This is a genomic window from Microbacterium sp. G2-16M, assembly GCF_055809115.1.
Window position 1 is genome coordinate 2,293,922 of sequence record NZ_CM147897.1, and the last position, 16,464, is coordinate 2,310,385.

Genomic DNA, 16,464 nt, shown 5'->3' on the forward strand with positions numbered 1-16,464 from the left:
GTTACGCCTTCGCGCCGGCGGTCGCCTTGCGGGCGGCCTTCGCCTCGGAGCGCTCCTTCTCGGCGGCGACCTGGGCGATCGCCTCCTCGGCGCGCAGGATCTTGGTGCGCAGGACCAGCTCGCTCAGCTTCAGCTGACGGTCGAGCTCCTGAGTGGACTCGCTCGTGGCGGTGAAGTCGACGACGGCATAGATGCCCTCGTTCTTCTTCTGGATCTCGTACGCCAGACGGCGGCGGCCCCAGATGTCGACCTTCTCGAGCGTTCCGGCAGCATCCGTGATGACCTTGAGGAACTTGTCCAGGTGCGTCGGGACCTGGCGCTCATCGATCTCAGGGTTGAAGATGACCATGAGTTCGTACTGGTGCGTCACTTACCCACCTCCTTCGGACTAGAACGGCTGCGGGGCATCTCCCCGCAGCAGGAGGGTGTGATTCACGTCGCCCGGCGGACAGACCGCGGGCAACCTTCATAGTGTACCGGATGCCGCGGCCGGCGCCCATTCGACGGCCGCCGAGAGCCGCCCCAAGCGGGACGCCAAGGTCTCAGCGCTGGTCGATCAGTGCCCACCACGCGCGATCGAACGCGCCGTCGACGTTGCCGAACCCTTCGAGCGACGAGGCGATGACGGCGCCCGTGCGCATCGTGAACAGCACCTCGGCGGTGGCGAGAGGTGTGGGATGTCCGAGCTCGTGCAGGGAGTCGGCCATGATGTCGCGCACCCATGCCCGGTGCTGATCGACGACGACGCGCACCGGGTGGTCGGGGTCGCAGTACTCCGCCGCGGTGTTGACGAACTCGCATCCGCGGAACCCGTCGCAGTCCATGCCCACCTTGGCCCCGGCGGCGATCTCGGCCAGGAGCGCACGGGAGCCGTCCGGCTGCGCACGCACCCGGGTCAGCTGCTCTCGGGCCTCCGCCGCCTGGGACCGCAGGAACGCGACGACGAGATCGTCCTTGGTCGGGAAGTGCCGGAAGAACGTCGCCCGGGCGACCTCGGATTCGGCGATCAGGCGGTCCACGCCCACGGAGCGGATGCCGACGGAGATGAAGAGTCTCGTGGCGGTGGCAAGGATGCGCTGGCGGGCCTTCGAGCTCGGCCGTTCCGATTCGGTGGGCGCGGCATCGACCGCGGTCGTGAAATGGCTCATATCCGCTCTTGCCTTCCGGTTGCCTGTACGCCATACTTTCACACGACCAGATAGACCAGTCCGTCTACCTTGATCGAGATTCGCAAATCAGCGCGCGGTTCGAGGTGGACGGGACAGATGGATCTTCACCTGGCAGGCAAGAGGGCGGTCGTCACCGGCGCCAGCAAGGGCATCGGCCTCGCGGTCGTCCGGGCCCTGGTAGACGAGGGCGCACAGGTGGTCGCGAGCGCGCGCACCCTCAGCGATGAGCTGGGCGGACTCGTCGCCGACGGCCGCGTCGAGTTCGAGTCCCTCGACCTGTCCGCCGCCGACGGCCCCGCCGCCCTCGCGCGCAGCGCCCTCCGCGGCGGCGGCATCGACGTCCTCGTCAACAACGTGGGCGCGGTGAAGCCCCGGCCCTCGGGTTTCGCCGCCGTCTCGGACGAGCAGTGGCTGCAGACCATCAACCTCACCCTCATGGCGGCGGTCCGCGCCATCCGCGCCGTGGTCCCGGCGCTGATCGAGCGCGGCGGCGGCAGCATCGTCACGATCAGCTCGGTGAACGCCGCGCTGCCCGATCCGCTCGTGATCGACTACTCGGCCGCCAAGGCTGCGCTGAGCAACCTGTCGAAGTCGCTGTCCAAAGAGCTGGGCGGGTCGGGCGTCCGTCTGAACACCGTCAGTCCCGGTCCGGTCGAGACGGCGCTGTGGCTCGGCGAGCACGGCGTGGCTGCGACCGTGTCCGCAGCGGGCGGGCCGACACCGGCGCAGGTGGCGGCAGCGGCCGCCGCGCAAGCCGTCACCGGGCGATTCACCCGGCCCGAAGAGGTGGCCGCCCTCGTGGTGACGCTCGCGAGCGACCGCCTCGGCAACGTCACCGGGGCCGACTTCCGCATCGACGGCGGCCTCATCCAGACGCTGTGATCGCACCACCGACGCGTGATCCCCCGCAGGAGCGGGACCCTCGCCCGCGTACGCGGGCACCAGACGAAGGAGCAGTTCATGTCAGAGACGAGACCCGCCGACCACCTCCCGGTGATGTTCATCCACGGACTCTGGATCCACGCCGCGGCCTGGCGACCGTGGCAGGACCTCTTCGAGTCCGCCGGCCACGCCACCTCCGCACCCGGCTGGCCCGGCGACGGCGACACCGTGCAAGCCACCCGCGACCACCCCGAGCCGCTCGCCGACGTCGGCATCACGGCGATCTGCCGGCACTACGCCGACCTCATCGACGCGATGCCGCACAAGCCGATCGTGGTCGGCCACTCGTTCGGCGGACTGATCGCCCAGGAGCTGCTGGCCAACGGATACGCGACTGCCGCCGTGGCGATCGATCCCGCCCCGGTCAAGGGCGTGAAGATCCTGCCGCTCTCGCAGCTGCGCTCGGCGTTCCCCGTGCTGGGCAACCCCGCCAACCGCAAGCGGACGGTGGCGCTGACCGCCGACCAGTTCCACTACGGCTTCGGCAACACGCTGTCCCGCGAAGAGTCGGACGCGCTGTTCGCGCAGTGGACGATCCCCGGGCCCGGCAGGCCGCTCTTCGAGGACGCGTCCGCCGCGTTCGTCCGCGATTCGCCCGCGGCCGTCGACACCCATCACGCCATCCGCGGTCCGCTGATGCTGATCTCGGGCACCGAGGACCACACGGTGCCGCTGAAGGTCACCGAGGCCGTCGTCAAGCTGTACGCCGACAATCCCTCGCGCACCGACTTCGTCAAGGTCGAGGGGCGCGGCCACTCGCTCACGATGGACGCCGGCTGGCCGGATGTCGCGCGGCTGGCACTGGACTGGATCGCCGAACGCGAACCGGCCCTGGTCTGACCCGCGCGCCGGACTCGGCTCGTCCGACCAGGCGTGGCGACGGCGTCGCACACGACCGGTCGGACGCGCCCGCGCCCGGTACCGTTGTCGGATGGAGTGGACCGCGGATGTCTCGGCCGGCGAGTGGCTGCGCGCACGCATCGACGACCCCTGGCGGAACAGCATGCACGATGTCGTGCCGCGCGGGTTCGCCGCGTACGCGCGCGTGTTCCACCCGGCGACCCGGGAGCGGCCGGTCGGCCGCGTCTGGCCCGACGAGGACGACCGCGACGGATGGGAGGCGTTCCTGCGCGCGGGTGTCGAGGTCGACACCGAACGGGTGACGTGGGCGCAGACCGCCGCTGCATTCGGCACGACGATGCACCCGCTCGCGCAGTGGCAGCGACTCGTCGGCAAGCACGACCCGTACGGACACGACGGCGGCTCGCCGCGCGACGCCGTCGGCTGGCGCTACAGCGACCCGCCGCAGGGCCAGCTCGAACCCGACACGCTCGCCGTCCTGGCAGACGTGCTCGGTGCCCATACGACGACCCCGGATGCCGGGGGCATCGCACTGTGGGAGGGGTGGGGCGGGGTCACCGGCGGGATGGGCTACGGGCCGTCGCGCGTGTTCCTCACCGAGGCCGGTGCCGCCGATCCCGAATCGGACGAGGCGCGCAACGTCAGCCGACAGCACGAGAGCTTCCTCGCCCACGCCGGCCGGGACGTGTTCAATGACGTGTTCCGGCAGCCGACGTGGCGCCCCGGCATCCTCTCCGACGAGATCTCGCGCGGACCGCGGCTGTCGCTGCCCGGTCGGGACTACGTGCTGTTCCGCGGGGGTGCCGCCGAATTCGCCGACCCGGCGTGGGTGCGCACCGCGCCCTGGAGCGATCACAGCGGCGAGCAGCACGGATTCAGCCCGACCGCCGAATCGCCCTCCCTCATCTGGCCCGACGACCACGCCTGGGTGATGGTGACCGAGGTCGACTTCGACGTGACGGTGGTCGCGGGCAGCGAGGCGCTGATCGCCGCGCTCGTCGCCGATCGGCGCCTCGAGGCCGCGCCGATCCCGGCCGGCGCCGACCTGGGCTGGACCAGCGATGAGGTGAACCGATGAGTCAGACCGCGACATCCTTCGACCCTCGGCCGTTGACCGAACCCGTCGACAAGAAGGCCGCCCGCGCCTTCTGGAGGCGAATCCGATCGTCCAGCGGCATGACTACCAGCCGCATCGTCGGCGTCGCGGTCGCCGTCGTGTTCCTGGTCTTCTTCGTCGGTGTGGGCAGCCGCGTGTTCGGTGCGTTCTTCTCGGCCGGTGCCGGCGTCGGCGGCGGCATGGGGGCGCTGTTGGTCGTCGTCCCGGTGGTGTTCGGGCTCGTCGTCATCGGCGTGCTGGTGGCGGTCGTCCGGTCGATGTTCGGCCCCGGCGCGGCCGTGCGCGCCTACCGCCTCGACCGGTTCGCCCGCGCGAACGGCATGTCGTACGAACCGGGCCTGACCGCTCCGCAGCTGCCCGGAATGATCTTCGGCCAGGGCAGCGCGCGCCGCTCGGCCGACCTGGTGCGCGGGCAGCGTCCCCGCTTCGTCGAGTTCGGCAACTACCAGTACACGACCGGCTCGGGCAAGGAGCAGACCACCCACCACTGGGGCTACGTCGCGATCCGGCTCGACAGCCCGCTGCCGAACATCGTGCTGGATGCGGTGAGCAACAACGGCCTGTTCGGCTCGAACCTGCCCGCCTCGTTCGCCCGCGGCCAGCGGCTGCACCTCGAGGGCGACTTCGACCAGCACTTCGCCCTGTACTGCCCCGAGGGCTATGAGCAGGACGCGCTCTACCTGTTCACCCCCGACATCATGGCCCGCTTCATCGACCACGCCGCCGCCCTGGACGTGGAGATCGTCGACGACTGGCTGTTCCTGTACGCGCAGGGCCGCACCCTGTCCACGCTCGATCCGGCGACCTGGGCGTGGATGTTCGCGACCGTCGGCGCGCTCCTGGACAAGATGGCGCAGTGGGCGCGCTGGCGCGACGACCGGCTGGCTCCGGATGCCGCGGCCCGTGCGACGACGTCGGGCACAGCATCCGCCCCCGCCGTCTCAGCGGAGAGCGGCACGGCTGCGCCGGTGGACGGCACCGCTCCGGTCGACGGGGCCGCGTCACTGCCGTTCGTCGCGCCGTCCGCGCCCCTCACGCCGCCGCCGGGCGTCGCCCCGGAGGGACGCCGCCTGCGCAGGTCGACACCGATCACGGCGATCGTGATCGGCGTGGTGATCGTCGGGGCGTGGTTCGCGATCTCGACGCTGATCCGGTTCTGACTCACACCCGACGCGGGCGCGGCGGGATCCGCATCAGGCGCGCGATCGCCCGCTGCCCGACGCCGGTGAGGAAGAGCAGGAACAGCGCGTAGTAGTTGACCAGCGGCACGGTGATCGCCACCACCAGCGCGACGGCGAACAGCACCGCCATGGCGATGTCGACGGCCATCCCACGACGCAGATCGTCGTCGTCGATCTCGTGCAGCTCCGGGTGCGTGTGCAGCAGGAGGCGCTGGGCGAGGGTGAGCAGGCTGGTCAGGATCATCGTGCCGATGTAGACGATCTTCACGACCGGGTCCCCGCTGCTCATCAATCCCGTCATCGCGGTGGCCACCGGCATCCACACGATGGACAGCAGCCAGGCGATGCACACCCACAGCAGCCCGTTCGAGACGCGGTCGACCTTCGCGAACAGGTGGTGGTGGTTGACCCAGAAGCTCGCGATCACCGCGAAGCTGATCACGAAGCTGACCAGCTGCCACTGATGCACGCCGAACCAGTGCGCCGCGCCCAGGTCGGCTTCGCCGAGGTCGGACACGCTCTCCATCAGCGGCAGGATCAGCAGCGTCATCGCGATCGCCACGACGGCGTCGATGAAAGCCTTGGCGCGCTCTGCGCCGAAGACGCGCTGCACCGGCGCGCTGTCCGCCTCGCTCCCCGGCTGGTCGGTCACGCCTCGATGCTAGCGGTGGCGGGCCGGGAGCGCGCCACCGCACGCCGTCGACCACCGGCCGGTTCAGTCCTCGGGACCCTGCCCCGCCTGGAAACGCTCCCGGTAGTGGGACCGCGCCTCGTCCAACAGCGAGCCGCCGAGGCGGGCGATCGGAACGACGTCGCGCAGCAGGGGCTCGCAGTCCGGGCCGCGTCCCACCTCGCTCCCGGTCAGGATCCACGGGAACCGCTCCGGGTTCTTCTCGCGCAGCTCGTCGTACTGACACACCTGTCGCGCCAGCCAGTCCTCGACCGGGCGCGTCCACCAGACTTCGGGGTTCAGCGGGTTGGCCGACAAGCCCGGCAGCGAGAGGCCGCTCTCGGTGTCGACGCTCTCGTCGTCGGCCTGCGGCCCCTCGCTGTACCGGACATACGAGGGGCCCAGCCGCATCACCCGGCCGGAGAGCTGGGCGAGGGTGGCCAGCTCTTCGACCAGCTCGGACGAGCGCAGCAGGGGCAGCTCGGCAGTCCCCGCCTCGCGCTCTCGATGGTTCATGGGTCGATCCCCTCTGCCGGTCGAGGACATCCTCCGCGCGGCCGGTCGATGACATCCGACGGGCCGAATCTACGACCCGGGAGCGTCGCCGGCACCGGCGGTGACAAAGACGGCGGCCTGTGCTAGTCGGGGGCGCCTCCGTCGTCCGCGACACGCACCGGCCGCCGGGCGAACGGATAGGCTCGCGGCGGAAGGGAGCGACGATGCACGATCCGAACGAGGCCCGAACGACGCGCGAGTGGGTGAGCGAGGCCGTGCGCAAGGTCGACGCCGACGCCAATCGATCCAGCGACACGCATCTGCTCACCGTGCCGCTGCCGGAGGAGTGGGGCATCGAGCTCTATCTGAAGGACGAGTCGACGCATCCCACCGGGAGTCTCAAGCACCGCCTCGCCCGATCCCTGTTCCTGTACGGACTGTGCAACGGGTGGATCCTGCCGGGCACGACGATCGTCGAGTCCTCTAGCGGGTCCACCGCCGTCTCGGAGGCCTACTTCGCCCGGATGCTGGGGCTGCCGTTCGTCGCGGTGATCCCGGCGACCACCACCCAGGAGAAGATCGATCTGATCGAGTTCTACGGCGGCCGGTGCCACTTCGTGGACGACGCCGCCGGCGTGTACGACGAGGCGACCCGGATCACCGCCGAGTGCGGCGGCCACTACATGGATCAGTTCACGTACGCCGAGCGCGCCACCGACTGGCGCGGCAACAACAACATCGCCGAGTCGATCTTCCAGCAGCTGTCGCTGGAGCGGCATCCCATCCCCCGCTGGATCGTGGTGGGTGCCGGCACCGGCGGGACGAGCGCGACCATCGGCCGCTATCTGCGCTATCAGCGGCATCCCACCCAGCTGTGCGTGGCCGATCCGGAGAACTCCGCGTTCTTCCAGGCGTGGACCACGGGCGACTGCGGCGTGACCACGCACGCGCCCAGCCGGATCGAGGGGATCGGCCGCAGCCGGGTGGAGCCCAGCTTCCTGCCCCAGATCGTCGATCACATGGTGCAGGTGCCGGATGCCGCGTCCATCGCCGCGATGCGGTTCCTCGCCGCGCGGACCGGCTTTCCGGCCGGGGCATCCACCGGCACGAACCTGTGGGCGGCGTGCGGGCTGATCGCCGAGATGCTGCGCCGCGGTGAGACCGGCAGCGTCGTGACGCTTTTGTGCGACTCGGGCGACCGCTACCGGCACACGTACTACAGCGACGCGTGGGTGGCCGAGCGCGGGATGGACCTCACCGAACCAGCGGCCGTGCTCGAGGAGTTCGCCGCCTCCGGCGCCTGGCCGACCTGACCGCCCCCCGCCGCCTCCCCCCGCGCGCCCCGTTCCCTCCCCGTTCGCGAATTCGTCCCCTGCTCGCGAAATCGTACGATCTGGCCGACTGAACATGAAACCTGGCCGAAATTGATGTGCACTCGGCCACATCGTACGATTTCGACGCGGGAACGGGGTCAGTCCGCGATCGCGTCCTCGGCGGCGAGCCGGGCGGCGCGGCGGGCGGCCTGCTGCTCGGGGTCAGGCACCGGGATGGATGCCAGCAGCCGGCGGGTGTAGTCGTCCTGCGCGGCTCCGAGCACATGGGCGGTCGTGCCCTGCTCGCGGATCTCGCCGCGGCGCAGCACGACGATGCGGTCGGCGACCTCGTCGATCACCGCAAGGTCGTGGCTGATGAACAGGCAGGCGAACCCGAGCTCGCCCTGCAGCTCGTCGAACAGCTCGAGCACCCGTGCCTGCACCGAGACGTCCAGCGCGCTGGTCGGCTCGTCGGCGATCAGCAGCTTCGGCCGCAGCGCGATCGCGCGCGCGAGCGATGCGCGCTGGCGTTGGCCGCCGCTCAGCTCGTGCGGGTACCGGTCGCCGAACGTCTGCGGCAGGTGGACCGCATCCAGCAGGTCGTTCACCCGGGCACGTGCGGCCCCCGGGTTCGCGGCCCGGCCGTGCACCACCAGCGGCTCGGCGATGCACTCGGCGATCGTCAGCAGCGGGTTGAAGCTCGTCGCCGGATCCTGGAAGACGAACCCGATGTCGGGTCGCAGCTTCTTCAGCGAGCGCGTCGACGTCCCGCGCATCTCGTGCCCGAGCACGGTCAGCGACCCGGCGACCACCTGAGTGAGCCCGACGATGGCCCGCCCGATCGTGGTCTTGCCCGAACCGGACTCGCCGACCAGGCCCAGCACCTCGCCGGGGCCGATCCAGAAGTCCACGCCCCGCACCGCGACCACTCCCGCCCGGCCGAACCGGCCCGGATAGGCGATCTGCAGCCCCCGGGCCACCACAAGCGAGTCGGGCACCGGCTCGGTCGGCGCCTCGGCCGCCGGATCCTGGGTCACGCTCTTGCCTCGGCCCACGTGCGGCACCGCGGCGAGCAGGTTCTTCGTGTACTCCTGCTTCGGCGCGGCGAACAGCTCGCGCGCCGGCGCCTGTTCGACGATGTCGCCCTGGTACATGACGATCACGCGGTCGGCGAGGTCGGCGACCACGCCCATGTTGTGCGTGATCAGCACGACCGTCGCGCCGAACTCGTCGCGGGCGATGCGCAGCAGGTCGAGGATCTCGGCCTGGACCGTGACATCCAGCGCCGTCGTGGGCTCGTCGGCGATGATCAGCCCGGCATCCAGCACGAGCGCCATCGCGATCACGATCCGCTGCTTCTGCCCGCCGGAGAACTGGTGCGGGTAATCGTTCACCCGCTGCTCGGGGTCGGGAATGCCGACACGGCGCATGATGTCGATCGCGGCGCGCTTGGCCTCGCGCTTGCCGATCCGGTGGTGCGCGCGCAGCCCCTCGGCGATCTGGAAGCCGACGGTGAACACCGGGTTCAGCGCCGTGGACGGCTCTTGGAACACCATCGCCGCGTCGCGCCCACGCATCGCCCGCAGCTGCGCCGGCGTCGCATGCACGACGTCGGTCTCGCCGCCCTCGCGCCCGCGGATCACGAGCGCCCCCTTCAGCGTCGCCGTCTCGGGTAGCAGCCCGAGCAGCGCGTTCGCGGTGACGGTCTTGCCCGACCCGGACTCGCCGACGATCGCGAGCACCTCGCCGGCGTGCGCCTCGAGCGAGATGCGGTTCACGGCGACGACCGGGTCGCCGTCGGTGGCGAACGTGACCGTCAGGTTGCGGATGGATGCCGCATCCGGCATCGAGACATCGTTCATTCGTCGCCGCCCTTCACCACGACCCGACGCCGGCGGCGCAGCCGCGGATCGCTGAGGTCGTTCAGGCTCTCGCCCACCAGGGTGATGCCGAGCACCACCAGCACGATCGCGACACCCGGCGGGATCGCCGTCCACCAGATGTGGCTCGTGACATCCGACACCGACCGCGACAGGTCGTAGCCCCACTCCGCCGCCGCGGTGGCCTCGATGCCGAACCCGAGGAAGCCCAGGCCCGCCAGGGTCAGGACCGCCTCGGATGCGTTCAGTGTCAGCACCACCGGCACCGACCGCGTGGCGTTGCGCAGCACGTGCCGGGTGAGGATGCGGATCGTGGGGACGCCGATGACCTTCGCCGACTCGACGAACGGCTCGGATTTCACGCGCAGCACCTCGCTGCGCACGATCCGGAAGTACTGCGGCACGAACACGACGGTGATCGCGATGGCGGCGGCCAGGATGCCGCCCCACAGCGTGGACTGGCCGTGACTGATGACGATCGCCATGACGATGGCCAGCAGCAGCGACGGGAACGCGTAGATCGCGTCGGCGATGACGACGAGGACGCGGTCGAGCCACCCGCCGAAGTACCCCGACAGCAGCCCCGCGAAGATGCCGATGAAGATCGAGAACAGAATGGCGAACACGATCACCAGCAACGCCGTCTGCGCCCCCCAGATCGTGCGCGAGAGCACGTCGAAGCCGCTGACGGTGGTGCCCAGCAGGTTCGTCGCGCTGGGCGGCTGCAGAGTGCCGAACTCGCGCCCGTCCAGGGTGCGCTGTGCATACCCGTAGGGGGCGATCCACGGTGCGAAGATCGCGACGACGACGAACAGCACCGTCAGCACCAGCCCGACCACCAGCATCGTGCGCTGCCAGCCCACGCTGTGCTTCAGGTGCGAGACGACGGGGATGCGGTCGCTCAGCGGACGCCGCGGCGTCTCGGCGGCCGGCAGCACACCGGTGCGCATCGGGTCGAGCACGCCGGTCGGGGTGGGGTCTTCGGCGCCGGTCGGGGTGGGGTCTTCAGAGGCCGACATCTCAGTACCTCACTCGCGGGTCGATGAGCACGGCGAGCACGTCGACGACGAAGTTCGCCACGGCGACCACGACGGCGATCATGATCACGATCCCCTGCACCGCGACGAAGTCGCGGGATCCGAGATACTGCGCCAGCATGAATCCCAGACCCTTCCATTCGAACGACGTCTCGGTCAGCACGGCACCGGCCAGCAGCGCCGCGATCTGCAGGCCCATCAGGGTGACCACCGGGATCAGCGCCGGTCGGTAGGCGTGCGTGGTCACCAGCCGATACTCGCCCACTCCGCGCGAACGGGCCGAGGTCACGTACTGCGAACCGAGGGTGCCGATCACGTTGATGCGCACGAGCCGGAGGAAGATGCCGGCGGTGAGGATGCCCAGTGCGAGCCCCGGCAGCACTGCGTGCCAGAGGACGTCGGCCACGGCATCCGGGTTCCCCAGCCGTATCGCGTCGATCAGGTAGATGCCGGTGGGATGATCCAGGCTCTGCAACGCGAGTTCGGTGCGGGTGCCGGCCCGTCCGGAGACGGGCAGGATGTTGAACTGCACCGCGAAGACGAGCTTGAGCAGGATCGCGATGAAGAAGATGGGCGTCGCGTAGCCGAGGATCGCGGCCACGCGCAGCAGGGCGTCCTGCCAGCGGTCGCGCTTGTACGCGGCCAGAAGACCGAACGGGATGCCGAGCAGGAACGCCACGATGAGGGCGTAGAAGGCGAGCTCGAGGGTAGCCGATCCGTACTGCAGAAGGATCGTCGTGACCTTCTGATGATCGGTGAGCGTCGTGCCGAAGTCGCCGCGGAACACCCCGGCGAGGTACTCGAAGTACTGCACCACCAGAGGGCGGTCGTAGCCGGCTTCATGGATGCGCTGGGCGAGCTGGTCGGGGGTGAGCCGGCCGCCCAGGGCCGCGGTGATCGGGTCGCCGGTCAGTCGCATGAGGAAGAACACGACGGTGACGAGGATGAACACCGTCGGGATGATCATCAGCAGGCGGACGAGGATGAACCGCCAGAGTCCGCCGCTTTTCGCTCGAACCGGTTTGGCGACGAGATCGGCTTCTTCGACGACAGTGGTCATGCGTGAACCTTACTCAGACGCGGGTCGCGCCCGGCCGCATCGGGGCCGGGCGCGACCTCATGGCGCCTACTTGTGCAGCGGGGCGTAGCGGAACTTGAACGAGGCGTCGAGGGTGGTGTCCTTGACGTCCTTGCCCACGACCGCGATCTGCGCGCCCTGCAGCATCGGGAGCGTGGAGAGGTCCTTCGCGACCAGCTCCTGCACCTTCTCGATGTCGGTCTTGCGGGTCGCCGGGTCGGCGTCCGTCTGCTCCTTCGAGATGAGCGCCTGCACGTCCGGGTTGTCGTAGTGGTTCTTCAGGAAGTTGTCCTTGGTGAAGAACGGCGACAGGTAGTTGTCGGCGTCGGAGAAGTCCGGGAACCACCCCAGCTGGTAGATCGGGTAGACGTCGCTGGTGCGGTCCTTCGAGTACTGCACCCATTCGGTCTGCGCGATGTTGACCTTGAACAGCCCGCCGTTCTCGAGCTGGGTCTTGATCGCGGCGTATTCGTCAGCCGACGACGGGCCGTAGTGCTCGCCGTTGTACTGGATGTTCAGCGTCACCGGGGTCGTCACTCCGGCGGCCTGCAGTGCCTGCTTGGCCTTGTCGAGCGACGGTCCGCCGTTGCCGTCGCCGTACATGCCCTTCAGCGCGTCGGTCGCACCGGTCAGCCCCTCGGGGACGAACGAGTACAGGGGGGTGTAGGTGCCCTTGTAGACCTCGGTGGCGAGCTTGTCGCGGTCGATGAGGTCGGCCATCGCCTGGCGGACGGCGAGCGCCTTGGCCGGGTCAGCCTCGGGCGCCTTCGCGCCGAACGGCATCGTGTCCATGTTGAAGACCATGTAGCGGATCTCGCCACCCGGTCCCTTCACGACCTGGACCTTGTCGTTCTTGCCGAGGTCGGCGACGTCGGTGGCCGACAGGCTGCGGTAGGCCACGTCGATGTCGCCGTTGCCGATCGCGAGCTTCATGTTCGAGGCATCCGCGTAGTACTTCGCGGTGATGCCCTTGTTGGCCGCGGCGCCCAGCTCGCCCTGGTAGTCGGGGTTGGGCACGTAGTTGATCAGCTGGTTCACCTTGTACGAGGTGATCTTGTACTGGCCGGCGAACCCCTCGCCCTTGACGATGTCGTCGTCGGGGGTGACCTTGTCGGCCGAGAACGTCTGCTCGTCGACGATGGGGCCGGCGGGGCTGGACAGCACCTGCGGCCAGGTCTGGTCGGCGTGCTTGAGGTGGAACACGACCGTGGTGTCATCCGGCGCGTCGACGCTGTCCATGTTGGCCAGCAGCGATGCCGGCCCGTCCGCCGCGTTGATCTTGACCACACGATCGAACGTGAACTTCACGTCCGAGCTGGTCAGGTCGTTGCCGTTCGCGAACTTCAGACCCGGCTTGAGCTTGACCGTGTACTCCGTGGGGGTGGTGAAGTCGGCCGACGCGGCGATGTCGGGCGTGACATCGGCCGACCCGTACTTCGTGTTCATCAGGAAGGGATAGACCTGGTTCATCACCTGGAACGATCCGTTGTCGTACGAACCGGCCGGGTCGATCGACGTGATCTTGTCGGTCGTGCCGACCAGAAGCGGTTCGGAGGCGCTGCCCCCGCCGTCGCCGTTGTTGTTGCCGCCGCCACCACCGGCGCAGCCGGCCAAGACGATCGCCGAGACGCTGAGCGCCCCGAGCGCGAACAGCACGCGCCCGCGCGTGGATGTCTGCAATGCCATGGTTCATCCTTCTGATACGAAGAGAGACGGCCGCGCGGGGTGGCGCGGCCACTGTGCTCCCATCCTCCCCGCGGGGCGCGGCATCCGGCAATCGCCGCAACGATTCGTGACCAGATAGCAACTCGATGCAGGCGCATGCGCCGTCCGCCGCGCCCGGCCTCCCGCGCCGCCGAAATCGTACGATCTGGCCGAGTGCACATCAGTTTTGGCCCGGTTTGATGTGGTTTCGGCCAAATCGTACGATTTCGGCGAAGAGAGGGCGGCGCGGGGGCACTCGAGCGGGCGCGGGATGCCGGGGTCAGAGCACCTTGGAGAGGAACGCCTTCGTCCGCTCATGCTGCGGATCGGCCAGCACCTGGTGCGGATCGCCCGCCTCGACCACGACGCCGCCGTCCATGAACACGAGCTGGTCGCCCACCTCGCGCGCGAAGCCCATCTCGTGCGTGACCACGACCATCGTCATCCCGGTCGCGGCCAGTTCGCGCATCACATCGAGCACCTCGCCCACCAGTTCAGGGTCCAGCGCACTGGTCGGCTCGTCGAACAGCATCAGCTTCGGATCCATCGCCAGCGCACGCGCGATCGCCACCCGCTGCTGCTGCCCGCCGGACAGCTGCGCCGGGTAGTGCCCCGCCTGCTGGCTGAGCCCCACCCGCGCCAGCAGGTCGCGGCCGCGGGCCGCGGCATCCTTCCGGGACACGCCCTTGACCTGCATCGGCGCCTCCATCACGTTCTCCAGCGCCGTCATGTGCGGGAAGAGATTGAAGTGCTGGAACACCATGCCGATGTCGCGACGCTGCCGGGCGGCTTCGCTCGGCTTGAGCTCGTAGAGCTTGTCGCCCTTCTCGCGGTACCCGACCAGGTCGCCGTCGACGTAGAGGCGGCCGGCGTTGACCACCTCGAGGTGGTTGATGCACCGCAGGAACGTCGATTTGCCCGAACCCGAGGGCCCGATCACACAGGTCACGTGACCGCGCTCGACGCGCAGGTCGATGGATTTGAGGACTTCGTGCGAGCCGAAGCTCTTGGAGACCATGACGGCCTCGACCATCGGCGGGGTCGCCGTCGGGGTCGCCGTCGCGGCGTCGGACGGGGTCATCCCTTGCCTCCGATCTCGATGCCCACCGCTTCGACGGCGGGGCCCTCCAGCGCGATCGCCGGCCGGTTCCGGTCGGTTCCGCGGGCGAACCGCTTCTCGACGAAGTACTGGCCGACCATGAGCACCGACGTGAAGAACAGGTACCACAGCGACGCCACGATCAGCAGCGGGATCGGGGCGAACAGCCGCGCCGAGATGTCGCTGGTGCGGCCGAACAGGTCGAGCGAGAACGGCACGGCCACCACCAGCGACGTGGTCTTCAGCATCGAGATCACCTCGTTGCCGGTCGGCGGGATGATCACCCGCATCGCCTGCGGGATCACAATGCGACGCATCGTCCTGCCCCACGGCATCCCGAGCGCCGTCGCCGCCTCTTCCTGACCGGGGTTCACCGACAGAAGCCCGGCCCGCACGATCTCGGCCATGTACGCCGACTCGTTCAGCGCGAGGCCCACCATCGCGACCAGGAACAGCGGCGGCACCCATTCGACCTGGATGACCGCCCAGGTGTGCACGAAGGGGATGCCGACGTTGATCGTCTTGTAGATGAGGGTGATCAGCCCCCAGAACACCAGTTGGACGTACACCGGTGTCCCGCGGAACACCCACAGGTACGCCCACGCGATCCACTTCACGACGGGGTTCGGGCTCAGCCGCATCACCGCCAGCAGCAGACCCAGCAGGATGCCGATGATCATCGCCGTCACGGTCAGAGCGAGCGTGACCATGGCGCCCTGCGTGACCCGCGCGTCGAACAGGTACTTGCCGACGATGTCCCACTGGAACGTCTCGCGCTGGGCGGCGTCGAGGATGAACAGCAGCACGATGAGGACGAGGACGACGGCGATGGTCATCCGCCAGGGGTGCTTCTGCGGCACGGCACGGATCGTCTCGGCCCGCTCCACCGGGATGTTCGCGGTGCTCGGGGGTCGGGCGCCCGGCTCGGCGGGCTCACCGCCCGCCGGGCCGGGGCGTTCGCTCTCACTCATCGGCTACTGCTTCGAGGCGGCGTTGACGGCGGCCTCGGTGACCGCCCCCGAGGCCACGCCCCACTTGTCGAGGATCTTCTTGTACGTGCCGTCGTCGATCAGCGCCTGCAGCGTCTTCTGGATGACCTGGGTCATCTCGCCGCCCTTGGGCAGTGCGAAGCCGTAGGGCGCGACCTCGAACGTGGTCCCGGCGGCCTGGATCTTGTCGGACTGCTGATGGATCGCGTACTCCGTGATCGGCGAGTCCGCGCTCATCGCCTGCACCTGACCGAGCACCAGGGCGTTGGTCACCTGATCCTGCCCGTCGAATTTGAACACCTCGATCGCCTTCTTGCCGGCATCCGTGCACGCCTTCGACTTGGCCGGCAGCTCGTCGAGATCCTCGGTGGTCCCGGCCTGCACGGCGACCTTCAGCCCGCACGCGTTGTTCGGGTCGACCGTCTCGCCCTTCTTCGACGCCCACATGATGCCGGCGTTGTAGTAGTTGACGAAGTCGACCTGCTTCTCGCGGTCGAGGGTGTCTGTGAACGACGAGATGCCCATGTCGTATCGACCGCCGGTGATCGACGGGATGATGTTGTCGAACTTCGACTCGACGTACACCGTCGAAACCCCCAGCTTGGCCGCCAGGGCATCACCCAGGTCGATGTCCCAGCCGACGATCTTGCCGGTGTCGTCCTTGGACTCGTTCGGGGCGTACGTCGGGTCGGTGCCGATCTGCAGCGAGCCGGCGTCGGCGATCTTGCTGGGCAGGAGCTTGGCCAGCGCGTCGTCCTTCGTGACGCCGTACGGGTTCGAGGCCGATTCGCCACCGCCGCTGGACCCGGGGTTCTCTGCGGCCTGGTTGTTGACACAACCGGTCAGCAGCAGCGCTGCCGCGGCGAGCGCTACCGGCAGAACGAGCATCCTTCGCATTTCTTGCCTTTCCTCTTCGCTGAGGGGACTGC

16 protein-coding genes are annotated in these 16,464 nt (G+C 69.0%); 5 read left to right on the forward strand and 11 right to left on the reverse strand.

The features are described 5' to 3' along the window. Nucleotide 1: 1 nt before the first annotated feature. A complete protein-coding gene (rpsF, locus tag AC0L6F_RS10910) occupies nt 2-370 on the reverse strand; it encodes a 30S ribosomal protein S6 (RefSeq protein WP_259610835.1) in 369 nt (122 codons plus the stop codon). A 172-nt stretch (nt 371-542) separates the two neighbouring features. After that, nucleotides 543-1,148: a TetR/AcrR family transcriptional regulator gene (locus AC0L6F_RS10915; protein ID WP_473537923.1), complete on the reverse strand. Its 606-nt coding sequence runs from the start codon at nt 1,146-1,148 to the stop codon at nt 543-545. A 117-nt stretch (nt 1,149-1,265) separates the two neighbouring features. On the opposite strand from AC0L6F_RS10915, the gene AC0L6F_RS10920 reads away from it, so the two are divergent. From AC0L6F_RS10920 to AC0L6F_RS10935, 4 genes are all read left to right on the forward strand, one after another. Continuing rightward, entirely contained in the window at nt 1,266-2,051 is a 786-nt protein-coding gene (locus AC0L6F_RS10920; protein WP_473537924.1) for an SDR family oxidoreductase, read from the forward strand. A 78-nt stretch (nt 2,052-2,129) separates the two neighbouring features. After that, nucleotides 2,130-2,951, forward strand: coding sequence for an alpha/beta hydrolase (locus AC0L6F_RS10925; protein ID WP_473537925.1), 822 nt, complete (start codon nt 2,130-2,132; stop codon nt 2,949-2,951). A gap of 91 nt (nt 2,952-3,042) precedes the next feature. Next, entirely contained in the window at nt 3,043-4,050 is a 1,008-nt protein-coding gene (locus tag AC0L6F_RS10930; protein ID WP_473537926.1) for a hypothetical protein, read from the forward strand. Nucleotides 4,051-4,148: 98 nt separating this feature from the next. Next, nucleotides 4,149-5,249, forward strand: a complete 1,101-nt coding sequence (locus AC0L6F_RS10935) for a hypothetical protein (protein WP_473537927.1) — start codon at nt 4,149-4,151, stop codon at nt 5,247-5,249. A gap of 1 nt (nt 5,250) precedes the next feature. Here the strand turns inward: AC0L6F_RS10935 and AC0L6F_RS10940 are convergent, their stop codons facing one another. Together AC0L6F_RS10940 and AC0L6F_RS10945 are read right to left on the reverse strand one after the other, a co-directional pair. Continuing rightward, nucleotides 5,251-5,922: a TMEM175 family protein gene (locus AC0L6F_RS10940; RefSeq protein WP_473537928.1), complete on the reverse strand. Its 672-nt coding sequence runs from the start codon at nt 5,920-5,922 to the stop codon at nt 5,251-5,253. Nucleotides 5,923-5,985: 63 nt separating this feature from the next. Next, nucleotides 5,986-6,456 carry a DUF6098 family protein gene (locus AC0L6F_RS10945; protein ID WP_473537929.1) on the reverse strand — a complete coding sequence of 157 codons (471 nt, stop codon included), beginning with the start codon at nt 6,454-6,456 and terminating at the stop codon, nt 5,986-5,988. Between the two features lie 203 nt (nt 6,457-6,659). On the opposite strand from AC0L6F_RS10945, the gene cds1 reads away from it, so the two are divergent. After that, nucleotides 6,660-7,748 carry an L-cysteine desulfhydrase Cds1 gene (gene cds1 / locus AC0L6F_RS10950; protein WP_473537930.1) on the forward strand — a complete coding sequence of 363 codons (1,089 nt, stop codon included), beginning with the start codon at nt 6,660-6,662 and terminating at the stop codon, nt 7,746-7,748. 158 nt (nt 7,749-7,906) lie between these two features. Here the strand turns inward: cds1 and AC0L6F_RS10955 are convergent, their stop codons facing one another. From AC0L6F_RS10955 to AC0L6F_RS10985, 7 genes are all read right to left on the reverse strand, one after another. After that, entirely contained in the window at nt 7,907-9,595 is a 1,689-nt protein-coding gene (locus AC0L6F_RS10955) for a dipeptide ABC transporter ATP-binding protein (RefSeq protein ID WP_473539992.1), read from the reverse strand. Nucleotides 9,596-9,606: 11 nt separating this feature from the next. Continuing rightward, nucleotides 9,607-10,578 (reverse strand): ABC transporter permease, encoded by a 972-nt coding sequence (locus tag AC0L6F_RS10960; RefSeq protein WP_473539993.1) that lies wholly within the window; start codon nt 10,576-10,578, stop codon nt 9,607-9,609. Between the two features lie 70 nt (nt 10,579-10,648). Beyond that, nucleotides 10,649-11,725, reverse strand: a complete 1,077-nt coding sequence (locus AC0L6F_RS10965) for an ABC transporter permease (RefSeq protein WP_274636637.1) — start codon at nt 11,723-11,725, stop codon at nt 10,649-10,651. Between the two features lie 66 nt (nt 11,726-11,791). After that, nucleotides 11,792-13,429, reverse strand: coding sequence for an ABC transporter substrate-binding protein (locus AC0L6F_RS10970; RefSeq protein WP_473537931.1), 1,638 nt, complete (start codon nt 13,427-13,429; stop codon nt 11,792-11,794). A gap of 298 nt (nt 13,430-13,727) precedes the next feature. Beyond that, nucleotides 13,728-14,480, reverse strand: coding sequence for an amino acid ABC transporter ATP-binding protein (locus AC0L6F_RS10975; RefSeq protein WP_274638486.1), 753 nt, complete (start codon nt 14,478-14,480; stop codon nt 13,728-13,730). 44 nt (nt 14,481-14,524) lie between these two features. Then, nucleotides 14,525-15,517, reverse strand: coding sequence for an amino acid ABC transporter permease (locus AC0L6F_RS10980; RefSeq protein WP_435526185.1), 993 nt, complete (start codon nt 15,515-15,517; stop codon nt 14,525-14,527). Between the two features lie 3 nt (nt 15,518-15,520). Continuing rightward, nucleotides 15,521-16,423, reverse strand: coding sequence for an ABC transporter substrate-binding protein (locus AC0L6F_RS10985; protein WP_274636639.1), 903 nt, complete (start codon nt 16,421-16,423; stop codon nt 15,521-15,523). Nucleotides 16,424-16,464: the final 41 nt, after the last annotated feature.